We start from the raw sequence: 15755 nt of genomic DNA on the forward strand, positions 1-15755 counted from the left end.
AAGATTCTGAACCGTTAAGGTAAGCATTCACAGCTGTTAATTTAGTTTCTAAAGAATATTTAGTCATAAAAAACTGCACCCCCGTTGTTAGTTTTGTCTAACAATTGGGGTGCAGTTCAATTTTCAGTCCTTAGTAACCTCAATAATCATTGAGTTCACTAAATATTAAATATATGTGTGGGCTAGTTTTCTTTCCCTTATAATTTGTGCTTCCTTAGTTATTTCGGTGAGAATACAATTTCTCTAGCACCAGTTGTGAAACTTATTGTTGCAACCTTCTGGTGCGTCTTCGAATCAACTACCGATATTTTATTATCATTTTGACTTGATGTATAGGCAAATTGTCCATTAGGTTCAAAAGTTACAGTATTATTCGAGAGGCCAATATCTCCAACTGTGGCAATCACACTATGTGTTTTCGTATCTATCACAAGTAAATCATCTTCTACTAATAGTACGTACGCTAACTTCCCATCGGACGTAAAGGCAATATCTACAACTGCATCATCCACTCCTAACGAAGCAATGATACTATGTGTTTTTGTATCAATTACGATTAATCTACCACCATCAGTATCACCATTGCCAAGGTAAGCAAGTTTCCCATCGGGTGTGAAGGCGATTTTCTCGGTACTGCCCCCAACCTGAACCGTAGCAATTACACTGTGCGTTTTCACGTCAATCACCGTCACAATGCCCTCTCCAATAGTCACATAAGCGAGTTTCCCATCTGGCGTGAAGGCGATATCCGTTTGATCTGTCCCAACCTGCACTGTTGCTATCAAGCTATGTATTTTGACATCAATGGCAGATATTGAATTATTGTTTATACCAGTTTCAGATACATAAGCGAGTTTCCCATTTGGTGTGAAGGCGACAATATCTGGTGATCCTCCAGCCTGCACAGTCGCTATCACATTATGTGTTTTCACGTCAATCACCGTCACAACCATGCCAATTGCAAGATAAGCAAGTTTCCCATCAGGTGTAAAGGCGATAACATCTGGATTGCGCCCAACCCTCAACGTGGCTATAACTTTATGATTTTTCACATCGATAACCGATACCGAGTCTTCATTTCCAGTATCCGACACATAAGCGAGTTTCCCGTCTGGTGTAAAGATTATATTTTCTGGGCTTTCTCCAACCTGTACCGTTGCTATTATGCTATACGTCTTAGTATCAATTACTGATATCGTACCATCATTTAATATTACATAAGCCACTCCCATAAAAATCCACACCTCTTCTTTATTTAATTGTTACTATATATATGAATGTTGGTGTGAAGTTACGCAACTAACTTTCTAATATGTTTCTAAATAAATTCTTATTCTATATTATTACTTGTTTTTGATCTTAAAAGGATTAAAACAACCCCAGTAACAAATAACATTAAACTTACAACGTTTGAAGCAGTAACGTATGTTGGCATGGTTATCCGATATATGTTTGAAATTTCTAAATGAGACATTATAACCTAGCGTTTCTGAAACAAATAGTCTAACAATTGTTATTAGGATTGAAAAGAATATGAAAATTAATCCAACTGTTTTCTTTTTGATAATCACGACTATGCATCCAAAGGTAGATAAAGTTGTAACCTCAATATCACTTCTGTTTACCAATTCCAATTCAACCTTCTATTATATAAACTCGTTTGATACGTATAACCACTCCTAACTCGCATATCTTTTATTAACAGAAATATAAAAGAGGTGGTTTCATTTGACGACAACTGTGATTGATGTCAAAACGCATCAAGTAATTGCATCTGTACCTGTTGGCATAGTTATATTTGAACAGTCTATCTTCACTCCAAATGGAGAAATTGCTTATGTGGCTAATAGTGGTGGTGAAACTGTGTCGGTCATCGATGTAAAGTCGCATTCTTTGATAGCCACTGTTCCCGTTGGGATTGAACCGCGTGTTCTCTCCTTCACTCCAGACGGAAAAATTGCTTATGTAACAAATATTGGTACAGGTACTGTTTCGGTCATTGATGTGAATAAACATTGTGTGATTGCGACTTTACAAGTTGGCTTTGGTCCACGTTTTATAGCTTTCACTCCAAATGGAAAAATCGCTTATGTAACAAATGCTGGCCCTGACAATGTGTCGGTTATTGATGTGAATACACATAGTGTGATAGCGACGGTTTCGGTTGGACCAGATCCACGTGTTGTGGCCTTCACACCAGATGGAAAATTTGCATACGTGTCTAGCAATGTCGATGGCTCTAACACAGTGTCGGTTATTGATGTAAAATCACCTAGTATAATAGCAACTGTTCCGGTTGGGAACGCTCCAGAAGCAATTGCTTTTACACCAAACGGAAAAACAGCTTATGTGACTAATAATGATATTCCTTTAGGTACAGTATCGGTCATTGATGTGAATACACATAGTGTGATAGCGACTTTACAAGTTGGAAATAGTCCGAATGTTATCGCTTTCACTCCAGACGGAAAAATCGCTTATGTAACGAATGTTGGTCCAGGTACAGTATCGGTCATTGATGTGAAAACACATAGTGTGATTGCGACTTTACAAGTTGGAAATAGTCCACGAGTTGTCGTCTTCACACCAGATGGAAAAATCGCTTATGTTGCTAATAATGGTTCGGGCAATGTGTCAGTAATTGACACGAAGTCTCATAGTATATTAACAACTGTACAGGTTGAGAGCCCATTCAATGTCGCCTTCACGCCAGACGGGAAACTTGCTTATGTAGTTGAAGGGTGAAAGTAAATGTATAGTTACTACTCCTTTATTTAATAAATTGTTATCTTTATTGTGAAAAAAACATTCTTTAATCAAGATAGAAAACGCACTTGTGGAAAAATGTATTAAATTAATAAATTTAATAAACAAATTTCAATTAATTTTATTCAAAAAACTGTCCATTGTGTTTAGAAAACAATTTTAAATCTCTCTTATTAAGGAAAGGATGAAAATATAAAAAAGTATGGAGGGATTATTATTAGTACAATTAAATGTCCATATTGCAATTGTAATAATTCTGTTGGTTTAGTTAGCGTTAAGGCGGATGTTTCTGAGGACAATCGCTTAATTGAAGGTAATTCCAAAATAGGTTTGTGCAATGATTGTGAATTACTTTTTCGGATACAAGAATAAATAAGATCTTGATTAAACAACTGCCAACATAATAAAACGTTCACTTAACCCACCTTTAATTAAAGCACTCATCTATTGGGTGCTTTTTCTTATTAATCAATGTTGCTAGAGCGCCTTCAGACAAAATTATCTTTTCATTAACGTACTATAAAAATAAAAAAGCCTCTACTCCTGAAGAGTAAAAGCTTTTGATGTATAGGCTGACCAAACCCATCATACTTGTAAGCAATAAGTTATTAGGAGTGAACAATAAATGATCAAAAGCAATCTAGCAGTATTAATGGCTCAGAGAGGATTAAATATTACAGCCTTATCTAATGAAACAGGTATAACAAGAAATACAATTAGTGCATTATATAATAACCAAGCAAAAGGAGTTCAGTTTGAAACATTAACAAAGCTTTGTGATTTCTTTGATGTAGATGTTAGTGAAATTCTTACTAAGATAAAAGTACGTATCTCATTTGAAAATGTATCTATGATTGCAGACAATGATTATCATGTAGAAACTACTATTTCAATACAATCAACTGAAGCAACAGGTACTATAGTAGTTCATACAAACGGAACGGAACGGAACTGAACTTGATTCTTCCGTACAACATATACACAAAACTCTCAGTAATACCTTCCAGTTATCAGTCACACTTTTTTAAGAAAGAGATTGTATCTCCTATTGTAAAAAAATTAAAATTATCAGCAATCAAATACACCCTTAAAGTTACGAACAATAATACAGAAACTGATACTGATTATGCTTACTTTAGTTCAGATAATTTAATCAATTAGCTTGAATTTCTTGAAATCACAAATATTTAAAAAGGTGGTCATTATATGAAAGGATACTTTAGAAAGCGTGGTAATAAGTGGTCATTTACAGTAGACATAGGAACAAATCCTCAAACTGGAAAAAGACAACAAAAGACTGTGTCTGGTTTTAAAACAAAAAAAGAAGCTCAAAATGCATGTTCCGAGCTAATAAATAAAATGAGCAAAGGTGTAAACATAGTCACTAAAGATCAACTTTTTGGTGAATATATGTACTCTTGGCTAGAATTACATGCAAAACAGAAAGTTCAAGAAATCACGTTTAAGAATTATAAGAAAGCGATTGAAACTAGGATAATTCCAGCACTTGGTAATATTAAATTGGGTGAGATTACTCTTATTCACGGTCAAGGTTTTGTTAAGGACTTAATAGAGCAAGGATTATCAAATAGTTATATTGAGTACATTTTCATTATTACAAAAGGAGCTTTGGAACAAGCAGTCAAGTGGGAATTTTTATATAAAAATCCTTTTCAACATGTAGAAATTCCGAGACGTGGAAAGGGGAAACAGAAGACATGGACAATCGAAGATGTAGACCGTTTTTTAAGGTTTTCAAAACTAAAAAATCCTTTTTACCATTATTTATTCTTGACTGCTATTCATACTGGTATGAGAAGATGAGAAGTTTTAGGGTTAAGATGGAAAGATCTAGACCTAACTACAGGAAAATTGAGTATTGTTCAATCTTTAATATATGATGATGAAGGATACCGCTTTGGAAATTTAAAAACTTAAAGTTCAAGTAGATTAATTACTATACTTGATTCCCTAGTCCACGATTTAAAGAAATACAAAAAGTATCAAAATGAAATAAAACTGCTCACAGGTACTGAATATATAGATTTAGGGCTTGTATTTTGCAAAGATAATGGTGAGCCGATTTACCCTAGAGCCTTAACAGACATGTTTAATAGGATTATAAAAAGTGCAAGTGTGCCTAAAATTAGATTTCATGACCTTAGACACACTCATGCAACCTTATTATTAAAGCTAGGTGAAAACCCCAAAGTAGTTCAAGAACGTTTAGGACATACATCAATTAAAACTACGCTAGATACATACAGCCATGTTACTCCAGATATGCAAGAAGCAGCTGCTAATAGGCGAAGCTCTAAAAAATATTAAACAATAAAGTGGTCAAAGTGTGGTCAATTATTAAAAATATCGTACAAAACCCTTTAGTTATAAGGATAACAAAGCCACACACTCTACATGGCTTGAGTGGTGATCGCAGATAAAATGATGTAGTGGTGTTTACCTAATTTTTCTAACTTAATACTAAAAATCAAATCAAGGTTATTTAAGTATTCAAATAGTGTGAATTATATCAAATAAAAATTAGGAGGTTACTATAATGGATTTTAATGACAATAAAATTAATTTATACATAAATGAAATGCAACAACTTATCAAAAGGCAGGACCAACTTTTAGAAAAAATGAATTGTACAACTAATGAAAGAAATAAAAATAACCTCCCTCTTCAAAGGACAGTAGATAGGCTTATTCAACATGGTCTTTCTAAGGAGGAAATAGTTGAGATAACAGACATAACATCTGATCAATATGATAACCTAGTTGCACAGGAAAAAAGGATTCAACTACCTTATGTCTATTTAACTGAAGAAGAAACAGCTGAGTATGAACAACTCATTCAAGACATTCATCAAGCTAAAGCTATAGATGAACTCATTGATCCATCAAAAGAAGAGGAACGTATAGTTTTCATTCAAAAGGTACTACAAAGATACCTAAGTGACTATAATGGCATACAGGATTCAGATGAAGATATATATGGAAAATTTGTTGAAACATCTGTATCAAACAGTAAGGCCAAAGGAGCCTATTCATCACTTGTGCGTATATTTGGAAATGAAATAAAGCGCAAACGGGAGAATGTATTAATAAATATTTCTAAATGAATAGGGATTAAATCCCTCTTTTACAGCAGCAACTTTAATTAAAACCACTTGTGCTAACGTGTGAACAGAGTGTAGAGAATGAAGTGATTTTTCTACACTCTTTCTTAGTTTTGTTCGACAACACTTGTGATGTCGAACATAAAAAAATTAAGTAAGTAAGCCAACCACCTAGTAAAGGAAATTGATAAGGAATAACTTATTATTTTTAAAAGGTAGAAAAAGTTAAAGAATAAACTGACACAACAGATTGCTCTGCTGTTTTACATGCGACAATTTCAATAAATCATTATCAAATATTAGTTCAAAACTCTAAAATCAAACTTGTGAAACAGTTTACCGTGGTTTATCTAAATGAGCTTTTTATTTTATCCCATTAAAAACCTATTCCTATTAACGTTATTAAGTTCTGGATATTTTTCCATCAACTCTAACACCAAACTAAAGTTTTTATCTTTTGAAAAAATATACCTATATGATTGGAATACTTGAAGCTCATTATAAAAATTTATGTATTCTTCAGGAATTTGAATAAATCTATTGTATAAAGGTAATTCTCTTTGAAAACGTTCAACTTCTCTCATCACTAAAACTAATTTTGGTGTAATAGGAAAAATTAGTTCTACACCTTTACTGCCTAGACCTTGATGTTCTTCATGACCATAAAAGACTAATGGATTATCAGATGTATAAAATAAGTTATCTGTTTCGTTAACTCCAAAAATCCAAATATGTTTTAAAAATATCTTTGCAAATGATTCTAATAGTTCTGTGTCTATCAAATGCTCATTATGAAATAAATTAATCCTATTTTCTTTTAACTTTATTTCTAAACTATCCAAAAATTCAGAGTCAATTTCATCTTTTAATCCCTTCCTAAGTAATAGCTTTGTACCTTTTTCATACATTTGTATTATCTTTTCTCGGTATTCTTTTGTTCTTACAAATTGAAGCGCCAAATAATACGCAATTGTGACCTTATCCTCATCTGGTACCACTTGAACTTTTTTATACATATTTGCTGGAGTTAAAGTGTATTTTGAAATAATTTTCTCAAAGGGGTCAAACATTGTTGTTTCAACCTTTGTGGCAAATACATTTTCCAGGTGTTGTTTATCTACTTTATTGGTTAAAACTTTTATCTCATCATCAATATTTATTCCTTCTGATTCAGCCTGTACAAGAAGTTCATTGAAATCTACATCATAAAAATATCTTTCGGAAGCATAATTCTCCACATTTTGGTTTTCCCTTGATTCTTGTTTTTCTTTATCAAAAATATTAAATCGGTAAATATTTTTCTTTTTCTTTTTTTGAGCAACAGCAAATTTTCTCAGGTATCTTTGTGGAACATAATGCTGATTCTTAACAATTGACTTCCCCATAGTAAATTTCACCACACTTAACTTATTTAGACCGAGCCCCCCCAAACTAAAGAGGCTTAACTCTAGATTAGAGTCACCATCAGTATAATTTAGTCAGGGTTTTCCAAACGAGATTTAATTCTCTTCCAATGATTTTTCACTTGAGTTTCCATAAGATTAGAAGTTTTAGAATTTTCATCAAATATTCTTTGTGCTCTTTCGGCGTAACTGATAAAATTACCATGTCCTTTCTTATTTTTACCCAAATGTGAATAGTTCTTATATAATTCTCTCCTATATGATTTTCTACTAAATTCTATTGATTTACGATTGCAAATCCTTACTTTACGATATGTTCTAGTATAATACTTAAAAAGACTTTTTTCTCTAATCCGAACTTCTTTACCATTAAAACTGAATCCTAGATAGTCCAACTTTGTCTTATTCAATGCTAAATCAGTAATCTGATTATTAGAATAGAAATAAATACCTGTCTTTTCAGGTTGAATTTCTAGATTGGGAATCTGTTCCTTAATATCATCCACAACTTTTTGATGAATTTGATAGTTATAGTTTTGGACTTCTCCTTCAATAGGAATAACAATAATTAAATCATCACAATATCTTCGATATAGTCCACCTTGTTCTTTAACATATCTTTGTATTTTTTCATCAAAATCTAGCAAATAAATATTAGAACACACTGAGCTAATACCTGCACCTTGAGGAATTCCATATTTCTTAGAGTTTTTATAAATATTTTTATGCTTAAAGGCTCTGAATTCCTCTTCTGTGAAGTATTTATAACTATTTTTTATTTCACTTTCAGTATATTTAGTGTTTAATTCTGCTTCTATCGTATCTTTAATGAAGTAACTAAATCTTGTAATATTCTTAAAAACATTATAATAATCGTCAGGTAATGTATTCTTTTTAAGTACATAGCGGATTTTCTCTTTAAGGTACCTATGGTCCAATGTATCAAAGAAATTAGTAAAATCAGCAACAAAAATATATGCACTTTTCTGCACTTTAATAAAATCAATAACTTCTTTAGCAAAGTTAATATTACTTTTTCCAGATAAGTTATTTCTATATGCAGTTGCTACTTTATCAATACCTAGTTCATCTACAATAGAATTATAGTGGTTATTTATCTTGTCTCCATAATACTTATAAATAAAGCTATCAATGTGAGAAGCATAAAATATTTTACGAACTTTTTCTTTTGGTTGTTTTTCTTTCCTGCTATATTTTTGAAATTTAATTTCAAAATGCATAAACGGGTAAAATCCATGATTAGCAACCCATTGGGGATTCTGGATTTTACCCTTAACTTTTTCAATTGATTTTTTATTATCAAGGTGTTTATAACCTTTCACACGATACTTATTTTTATTCATATTTGGCAGAGCTAGCAAGGGTATGTAATCGTAGCCTATTACTCTATCAAAGAAACCCTTGCAAGCATACACTCCTTTCAAATTACAGACTATTGCTAACCTATAAAGAGGCTACTAAATGCACTAATAGCTTATACTATAATTAGTATATCGAATTGGTTAATTATGACGATTGGAGGTTTCCAAATGCCAAGTTATTCAGAAGCGTTATCGTTTGTAATTAGCTGGGTCAGCCTTGTGATTACAATTGAGATAAAGCTTGACAGAAATTCACCAACTTCCCTCATAACTACTTTTATGAGGCGTAATCTACCATTATTTTACCATTCTCCTTTAACTTAAGTCAAAATTATCTAACTATTTAAATTGATATTTTGCTAGAAGCCTTCCCTCCACTTACTTCCATATTTTAGGAAACCAAAAAAAAGGAGAAGAGAAGTCATCATCAGAATTTATAAATCAACGGCAGCAACCGGTACAATTTGTATACTAGAATTTAGTTAGAAAAACCTCATTTATTTATGATATGGTTCACGTGGTTATTTAGGATGCAAAAAAAGGCATTGGTAGGTTAACTTTTTTAGCGTCTACTCTATAGGGTACATTTTATTTTAACCTTTATTTTTGTACTTGAAAGTTGAGGTAAACTTTATTCTATTTCAATGAAAAACTTCAAGTTATTTTAGATTTACTGGTTTCTTTCAAAAATCTATAGAAAATAATGAAAAAACTACTTATGCTTCTAACTTGTTATTTAATCAGTAAAATTGATTGATATATATTAAAACAGGAACCTCTATTGGCTCCTGATTTCTGTTTAAATCCATTAAATTTTAGAAAATACTTTATTGCTTCCCTCAATAACCCTATATGGTCTTTGATGATTCATAGCATGAAATTCCCTATGTGATAAAACGGTTCGAATAGATTTTTAAATTGATAAGTGAATTATACCTACTCAAATGTAGCCAATAAAAAATTACTTTTCCCACTTACTTAAATCTCTTATCAACATCTTAACTAATTTTGGTGTTCGCTTTCTTTTATTAATATAAATGTCTTTTATACCATTATTTACTACAGGTGTATTAACAAGTGTTTCAAATACTGTTTTAATTCTACCTTTCTCGATGTATAGGTTTAATTGATTTATGATTCTCCTAGAATTGATCAAGCTGCTTTTATATTGGGTATAATATTCTCTTTTGACAATTAAGATTTTAAATGAAGATATATTTCCCAATAGTTGTTGATTGTCCTTTTCAATAGAAATATTTACTTTTTTTTCAAAACTTTTATTTTCATGACTCACCCAAAGTAGACTCAATGTTTTTTCAATGTACTTTAACATTAAATCATAATATTCCCTCATCATTGCTCAATCACTAGCATCTAAAGGATTTCTTTTATAATTGCTTACAATATAGTCATTGAAAACACGCATCATATTAAACACGGTTCCATAAATAAGCATAAAGTTATCAAGTTTATTCAATTGAATCTCATCATAATGTCTATTAAGCTTAGTAAAATTTGTAGATAGGAACTGTTGAGCTGCTTTAAAAACTCCCGGAGTTATAAATGAACTTTTACTTTGTTGGATTAGTTGACCAAACACATATCCTTTGTTTTCAGTTGCTCCGGGAATTTTCCCTCCAACACTAAAATTTGCTAAGTCCAAGGGGATATCAAATAGAAGTAAATATTCAATAAGTTCTTCTTCAGAACCATTATTTATTATATCTAATAAAATTTCAGTAATTTGCTCTGAATCATTGATATACAGTCTATTATTACATGTATGTCCTCCTGCTTTGTTAGGGTGGATAATCCAAACTTTACCTGATCTAACATTTTGATTATTCTTGTCTAGACTTCTATTTGAGCGTATGTTAAATCTGTCTTATTGGTATCTTTAATGCTAATTTTAGAATTGTATTTAATTTTCGTATTTTCGTTGTCATTTAGTATGATATACGTTGGAACAAGCTTTATATTATCATTTAAAGTGATTGCTAGTTCGTTTTTATTATATAGGACCTCAATTAACCAGTCGTATATGATTCCCTCTTCCAATTTAACAGCCTCTGCAATAGAGGTGACCTTCAGCTTTCTAATATGACTAAGTTGAATAATAGGTATGCCTCTAGGCTCACATAGTTCACTTACATAAAGGTGCTCTATCTCACCGAAAATATCAGTCTCTACATTCCCATTAAACTTACTAGATACACCTAATTAGTAGTTACTTATGACTCTAATTAATCATTATCTTTAACACTGTATCTTTTCTTTGGTTACCGTTTAATAACTAATTCTTTAATAATTTTGCTCTTAATTATCTTTTTTACTTTTTTACTAAGTCCCAGAACATCCTCATCCAATATTTCAATGTTGTCAGAATCAATATTTCTAAATCTTACGTTGGTGATTAACCCTTTCTCTTTATTACTGTTGCTATTGTCAATTTATTCATTATCCTGTTTCTCACACTTCGGCTACAGGTTTAACTTTACCACTATCTTCCTCAATCACATTTTCTTTTTCTTTATATTCTTCAATCTCTTTATCCATAATAGTAAATACTTTATCAGCGACCACTTGAAGCATATCATGATTCACCATTTAAAGGGATATTTGAAAACCTCTTGCAAGTAAATTAATAAGTCCACAATGTCGTCGTCATTCACATCATATGAATAGACTACCAATACAAGTGAATCCATAACAAGTTTGGCATTAAGAAAAGCTTTAACACCAATGTTTTTATTGTATTCTAAAAGGAAATCAACGTAATGGCTGAATATATTTTCAGTTTGTTCTAACAGAGACTTAATATAAAGACAGCCATCATTAGCATAAGTAGATACCCTCCATTTCTACATGTTAGTATAGTCAACCAATAGAATAAACCTTGTTTTATATTATTATTAAAAGATGAATATTTTGGATTAAATGAAAGTATCTATAATTCCAACTGTGTACCTTTTGCAAGGTTTCATTCCCTTGTTCCGCTGTTGTATCTCTAACTTTTTATTTCTTTTTAGTATACGTATGATTCACATAATTTTACTAATACCAATAGAAAGAGCAGGAATATTTTTCAAAAGATTCCTGCTTCTTAAAAGGTCTTATATTTATTTCATTTCAATAATACCTTTAAATTATCTATTGAATAAAGGGTTTGAGTTTTCACTAATTTCACTAATTTCACTAATTTCACTAATATTATGTTTTTTATGTGTGCAATTTAAAATGTAACATTTAATCTATTGGTTATTATCTCAGTGAACTTCCTTTTCATAATTTCATTTTCATAAATCTCGTCAGAAGCTAATTCTAGTAACTTATTTTTTGTTAGTCTTAATTCATCTACTAAGAATTCAATTCCTAAGTCTTCCCCATAAGAAGCAATAATGAAATTTTTTGTTTCTTTAGGAGAGCCAAAGACATTTACTGAATGTGAGATTCACATCTTCTCTTTCAAATTCTCATTTAATTTTAAAGTTCATTTTTGTAAGTCTTCTAAACATAAACCTGTATCCTTACTCATTTTATCTATCTCAAAATAATGTTTTTCCATCTTAATTATTAATTCAGTCTTATATGGATTCTTTTCTTTACAATGGTCTAATATTTCATATGAACTTTCTTGGAAGTAATAGTAATTTTCCACCTCCTCCTCATTTAAGAAGTCATTCTAAGTAATCTATACTTTTATGCTCCTTCAAATACATCTACATTCCGATTAATCGTATCAATTACACTGATAATCCCTCTCACATCTTCAATATTATCTCTAAACAAATCAGTTACGCTTCCCAGAGTCCGGAATGGATCTTCCTGCAATACTTTCTTTTCAAGTGTGCCATTTGCCACAACATAGTCAATAATCATTTTTACAAACCGTAATTGATGCATATTAAGTTTTTTTTCATTAAGAAACTCAGAAAATGCTTCATTAGCAGCTTGTTGATCCAAGCCTACAATTTGTCTAACAAGTTTTGCAATCGGGGTATCACCAAATTCTTTTTTATAGTCATTCTGTGTTCCTAGTTCAGTCCAGAGGATTCCTTCAAGAGTTTCTACATCTTGTCTAGTTAGTAGCTTGTTATGTCGCAGCTTATAAATTGATGTATGGTCCTGATGCTTTTTTAAGTATTGGTTTACCTTCTTACGGTAATTTTGCAAGTCATTTGAGCTGTAAAAAGGTGTTTCACTTTCACCAATTAACGTGAAATTATCCTTGAAGTTTGTGTAATAATCTTTTTGGTTTTCTTTTTCTAGGAATTTAACCAACTCACGGATTGCTTCTCGAACTTCTTCAAGCTCAAATATATTTGCTTCTTCCCAAAATACATCGGTCTGTACCTTTAATAAGATGTCTCTTTGTGCATTCACTTGAGGGATCGTACTTAACTTTGATAACTCTTCCGCTGTTTGAACTACACTTTTGATTGGTCTTGTAGCATTCTTTGCAGTAAGCTTGGCAAGTTCGATAGAATACATTATACTATCAAAACGTTTTGCTAGTTCATCATCTACTATCGAAAGAATCAACGGAGAAATATGCTCTTGAATTTCACTTGTATTTGTTACGCTAAGAGCTTGCCAATTCTCTCGGTTTTTATATTTGTGCACAAATTGTAGATGCATTCTTACTTGAAAATTATCATCATTAAGCCGACTAATCTCTTGATACACATCTTCAATTAACGCTTTACGGTGTTTGGTATATGGTTCTTCTTGGAAATCAAATGCTTGAAGCTCTTTAATAATATCTATTTTCATATTAAAGATTCGTTCAGTTAATCCAACTGAGACTTTTCCTTCAATTCCTTTTTGATTTTCTCTAAAAAACTCAAAATTTCTTAAATAATCAAATATTAAAAAGTGTTTTTTATCATCGCCGACTCCAAAAAGATTTGGACTTAAGCGAGTTCCTCGGCCTATCATCTGCCAGAATTTAGACTTTGATCGAACCTTTTTAAAAAATACTAGATTCACCACTTCAGGAATATCTACTCCTGTATCTAACATATCAACAGATACTGCGATTTGCGGAAATTTATCTTTCGTTGAAAAGTCATCAATGAGGGTTTGAACATAATCGACTTTATAATCAATTTGAGCAGCAAATTTCCCATTGTACTGCGGGTAAATTTGATTAAAGCGTTCCACTATCTGTTTAGCGTGTTTAGAATTATTGGCAAAAATAATTGTTTTTCCTAACTTATCTCCACCCTCTACCTTAATTCCTTTTTCCATTAGGTCATTCAACACTTGATCAACGGTGTTATCATTAAACAGCCAATTGTTAACGGCAGAGTTACTTATTTCTTCGCCTTCCTTATCATCAAAGGTATCTTCAAATTGTTCTCGTTCGTCATCAGATAATTCATCATATCGTAGACCATCATCTAGAATTTTTGAAGTAGACTCAATCGTTCGATACTCAACTAGATAACCATCTTTGACTGCCTGTTCTAGCTCATAGGCATATGTAGGGGCACCAGTTTCTAGACCAAAAATATCATATGTATTCTTATCAATTTCATCCTTCGGTGTAGCTGTTAAACCTAGTAATATTCCATCAAAATAGTCAAAAATCGCTCGGTATTTTTTATAAATACTACGGTGACTTTCATCAACAATAATTAAATCAAAATGACCCACCGTAAATAACTTATTTCCATCTTTTCGCTTTGTATCATCAATCGCATTCATCATCGTTGGATAAGTAGTGAAGACCATTCGACTTAATTCTGGACTATCTTTATTATCTAACAGGTTACATAGAGTCATATCAGGTAACAAATTGTTAAAATTCTTCTTTGCTTGTGAGACAAGTGCCTTACGATCTGCTAAAAATAAAACATTTTTCACCCAGTTGTGTCTTACCATTATATCCACAATCGAAATAGCCGTTCTGGTTTTCCCACTTCCAGTCGCCATTACCAAAAGGTTTTTTCTTTGTTTGTTTTCGAGAGCTTCACCAACAGATAGAATGGCTTCTTTTTGATAATAACGGTTTGATATTTCGTCTTTTATCTCAATGTTAGCTAACGGTCTCTTCATAGTACGTCTATCAATTAAAAGCTGTAGGTCCGCCTTCGTGTAAAAACCAGATACTTTTCGTTCCGGATATGTTTGATCATCCCATAAACGATAATCAAATCCATTTGTATAAAAAATGACTGGACGCTGTCCGTGCATTTTTTCAACACAGTCCGCATACAATTTTGCTTGTTGCTTTCCTTTACTGGCATCAAATGATGTTCTTTTCGCTTCAACGACCGCAATCGGTTTTCCATTGTCCCCAATTAAGACATAATCAACAAAACCAATGCCTTGATCATTAGGCATTCCTGTTACTTTAACCTCTTCGACAATATCTTTTCCGAAATCCCATCCAGCTAATTTTAGCTCTAAATCAATATAAATTTTTCGTGTATCAAACTCCGTTAATTCTTCTACTTGGAAATCATAATTTTCAGTTTTATCAATTCGTTTCGTCGCCATTTCTTTACGAAGTTGGGCATTTTCTTTAATTAAATCTTCTAATTTTCGATCCTTAGAGCTTAATTGTTCGTACAACTTTTGATATTCTTCTGGTCTTTTTCTTGATTCTTCTCCAGTTAGAAGAAGATCTTCTTTAAATTCAGACTCAGAGTAATTTTCTGAATAACAATAATCGAGCCAATCTATAAATTGATGAAGATTATGTAACGCTAATACTACTTCATCTCTAGAAATAACTGAATTTGTATGTACAGCCACATTGCCTAATTTAATAATATATTTCATTAATGGAAATAGGTCTTCATCAATGATCGCTAAAAACGTTCGTTCGTGAATCAAACTTGATAAATTATTTTGATAAGGTACATTAAGCTCGCTATCAGAGGAATATAACCATTTCACAGCAAGCTCAAATGCACGTCTGGTTAGAATTGCACAAGTAGCAGGGCTTACCTGAAGACTGTTTTCAGCCTCCAAGCAAGCATATGCAAAACTACTAAACTCATCTTTATCCTTTAGAAACTCAAAATTCCTTAACAAACCGATCCCCCCAATGTGTCAATGACTATCACCATTATT

At 31.9% G+C, this 15755-nt stretch carries 13 protein-coding genes and 1 pseudogene; 5 read left to right on the forward strand and 9 right to left on the reverse strand.

The genetic code is table 11. From position 1 onward, the window contains the following. Positions 1 to 218: 218 nt before the first annotated feature. Positions 219 to 1232: a cytochrome D1 domain-containing protein gene (locus tag ACSVDA_RS13640; RefSeq protein ID WP_485883956.1), complete on the reverse strand. Its 1014-nt coding sequence runs from the start codon at positions 1230 to 1232 to the stop codon at positions 219 to 221. 496 nt (positions 1233 to 1728) lie between these two features. Between ACSVDA_RS13640 and ACSVDA_RS13645 the strand changes: the two genes are divergently transcribed. From ACSVDA_RS13645 to ACSVDA_RS13660, 4 genes and pseudogenes are all read left to right on the forward strand, one after another. After that, complete coding sequence (locus tag ACSVDA_RS13645) at positions 1729 to 2745, forward strand: beta-propeller fold lactonase family protein (protein WP_485883958.1); 1017 nt, start codon at positions 1729 to 1731, stop codon at positions 2743 to 2745. 646 nt (positions 2746 to 3391) lie between these two features. Next, positions 3392 to 3721 (forward strand): helix-turn-helix domain-containing protein, encoded by a 330-nt coding sequence (locus tag ACSVDA_RS13650; RefSeq protein WP_485883959.1) that lies wholly within the window; start codon positions 3392 to 3394, stop codon positions 3719 to 3721. A 251-nt stretch (positions 3722 to 3972) separates the two neighbouring features. Beyond that, positions 3973 to 5094: pseudogene (locus tag ACSVDA_RS13655) on the forward strand (site-specific integrase). 229 nt (positions 5095 to 5323) lie between these two features. Continuing rightward, positions 5324 to 5890, forward strand: a complete 567-nt coding sequence (locus tag ACSVDA_RS13660; RefSeq protein WP_485883961.1) for a hypothetical protein — start codon at positions 5324 to 5326, stop codon at positions 5888 to 5890. Positions 5891 to 6255: 365 nt separating this feature from the next. Here the strand turns inward: ACSVDA_RS13660 and ACSVDA_RS13665 are convergent, their stop codons facing one another. Both ACSVDA_RS13665 and ACSVDA_RS13670 read right to left on the reverse strand, forming a co-directional pair. Next, on the reverse strand, positions 6256 to 7272 hold the full coding sequence (locus ACSVDA_RS13665) for a DUF4238 domain-containing protein (RefSeq protein WP_485883962.1): 1017 nt from the start codon (positions 7270 to 7272) through the stop codon (positions 6256 to 6258). 89 nt (positions 7273 to 7361) lie between these two features. Beyond that, entirely contained in the window at positions 7362 to 8726 is a 1365-nt protein-coding gene (locus ACSVDA_RS13670) for a reverse transcriptase/maturase family protein (protein ID WP_485884073.1), read from the reverse strand. Between the two features lie 114 nt (positions 8727 to 8840). On the opposite strand from ACSVDA_RS13670, the gene ACSVDA_RS13675 reads away from it, so the two are divergent. Continuing rightward, positions 8841 to 8996 (forward strand): hypothetical protein, encoded by a 156-nt coding sequence (locus tag ACSVDA_RS13675; RefSeq protein ID WP_485883963.1) that lies wholly within the window; start codon positions 8841 to 8843, stop codon positions 8994 to 8996. A 637-nt stretch (positions 8997 to 9633) separates the two neighbouring features. On the opposite strand, the gene ACSVDA_RS13680 is transcribed toward ACSVDA_RS13675, so the two are convergent. The 6 genes from ACSVDA_RS13680 to ACSVDA_RS13705 all read right to left on the reverse strand — a co-directional run bounded on the left by ACSVDA_RS13680 (position 9634) and on the right by ACSVDA_RS13705 (position 15716). After that, on the reverse strand, positions 9634 to 10005 hold the full coding sequence (locus ACSVDA_RS13680) for a hypothetical protein (protein WP_485883964.1): 372 nt from the start codon (positions 10003 to 10005) through the stop codon (positions 9634 to 9636). A 27-nt stretch (positions 10006 to 10032) separates the two neighbouring features. Beyond that, on the reverse strand, positions 10033 to 10335 hold the full coding sequence (locus ACSVDA_RS13685; protein WP_485883966.1) for a hypothetical protein: 303 nt from the start codon (positions 10333 to 10335) through the stop codon (positions 10033 to 10035). Between the two features lie 188 nt (positions 10336 to 10523). Further along, positions 10524 to 10730, reverse strand: a complete 207-nt coding sequence (locus tag ACSVDA_RS13690; RefSeq protein WP_485883968.1) for a hypothetical protein — start codon at positions 10728 to 10730, stop codon at positions 10524 to 10526. 411 nt (positions 10731 to 11141) lie between these two features. Next, on the reverse strand, positions 11142 to 11279 hold the full coding sequence (locus tag ACSVDA_RS13695) for a hypothetical protein (protein ID WP_485883970.1): 138 nt from the start codon (positions 11277 to 11279) through the stop codon (positions 11142 to 11144). An 883-nt stretch (positions 11280 to 12162) separates the two neighbouring features. Further along, positions 12163 to 12330, reverse strand: a complete 168-nt coding sequence (locus tag ACSVDA_RS13700; protein ID WP_485883971.1) for a hypothetical protein — start codon at positions 12328 to 12330, stop codon at positions 12163 to 12165. Positions 12331 to 12371: 41 nt separating this feature from the next. After that, entirely contained in the window at positions 12372 to 15716 is a 3345-nt protein-coding gene (locus ACSVDA_RS13705) for a DEAD/DEAH box helicase family protein (protein ID WP_485883973.1), read from the reverse strand. Positions 15717 to 15755: the final 39 nt, after the last annotated feature.

Source organism: Cytobacillus sp. Hm23 (genome assembly GCF_051842895.1).
Classification (GTDB): Bacteria; Bacillota; Bacilli; order Bacillales; family SM2101; genus Nanhaiella.

Bases quoted from the DNA above. Each gene is read 5' to 3' on its own strand.
- ACSVDA_RS13675 (WP_485883963.1), top strand. From the start codon at position 8,841: ATGCCAAGTTATTCAGAAGCGTTATCGTTTGTAATTAGCTGGGTCAGC.
- ACSVDA_RS13640 (WP_485883956.1), bottom strand. From the start codon at position 1,232: ATGGGAGTGGCTTATGTAATATTAAATGATGGTACGATATCAGTAATT.
- ACSVDA_RS13650 (WP_485883959.1), top strand. From the start codon at position 3,392: ATGATCAAAAGCAATCTAGCAGTATTAATGGCTCAGAGAGGATTAAAT.
- ACSVDA_RS13665 (WP_485883962.1), bottom strand. From the start codon at position 7,272: ATGGGGAAGTCAATTGTTAAGAATCAGCATTATGTTCCACAAAGATAC.
- ACSVDA_RS13660 (WP_485883961.1), top strand. From the start codon at position 5,324: ATGGATTTTAATGACAATAAAATTAATTTATACATAAATGAAATGCAA.
- ACSVDA_RS13695 (WP_485883970.1), bottom strand. From the start codon at position 11,279: ATGGTGAATCATGATATGCTTCAAGTGGTCGCTGATAAAGTATTTACT.
- ACSVDA_RS13680 (WP_485883964.1), bottom strand. From the start codon at position 10,005: ATGTTAAAGTACATTGAAAAAACATTGAGTCTACTTTGGGTGAGTCAT.